We start from the raw sequence: 536 nt of genomic DNA on the forward strand, positions 1-536 counted from the left end.
ATTAAATCTTTGCTTATACTTGAAAATATGCAGGCTGGTTTAAGTTGGAGATGTGTATTAAATAAAAGAGAAGCTATGAGAGAAGCTTTTGACAATTTTGATTATAAAAAAATATCTAATTACGATGAAAAAAAAATTGCCTCTCTTTTAGAAAATAAAGCTATTATTAGAAACAAAAGAAAAATAGAAGCCATGATAATAAATGCAAAGAAATTTATAGAAGTTCAAAAAGAGTTTGGAAGCTTCGATAAATATATATGGCATTTTACAAATAATGAAGTTTTATATAATAAACTAAATTATGATGATGCACTTCCAGCAGAAAATGAACTTTCAAAAACTGTAAGCAAAGATTTAATAAAAAGAGGCTTTAAGTTTGTAGGAAGCATTATAATATACAGCTACTTAGAAGCTATAGGTATTATTAATGACCATTATAAAGATTGCCCTTTTAAATAATAGTTTTTAAAATTATTTATCTTTTCCAGTAATAGCCTCTACTATATTAACCAAGTTTGAAATAGAGCGGTTAAAAT

Annotated in this window: 1 protein-coding gene; it reads left to right on the forward strand. The window is 25.2% G+C overall.

All coding sequences use genetic code 11. The annotated features are described in order from the left end of the window. Window positions 1-459 (forward strand): DNA-3-methyladenine glycosylase I (locus tag GQX97_RS14480; RefSeq protein WP_157152374.1); only part of this gene is annotated, 459 nt, incomplete at its 5' end. Window positions 460-536: the final 77 nt, after the last annotated feature.

This window comes from Brachyspira sp. SAP_772, from assembly GCF_009755885.1.
GTDB lineage: Bacteria > Spirochaetota > Brachyspiria > Brachyspirales > Brachyspiraceae > Brachyspira.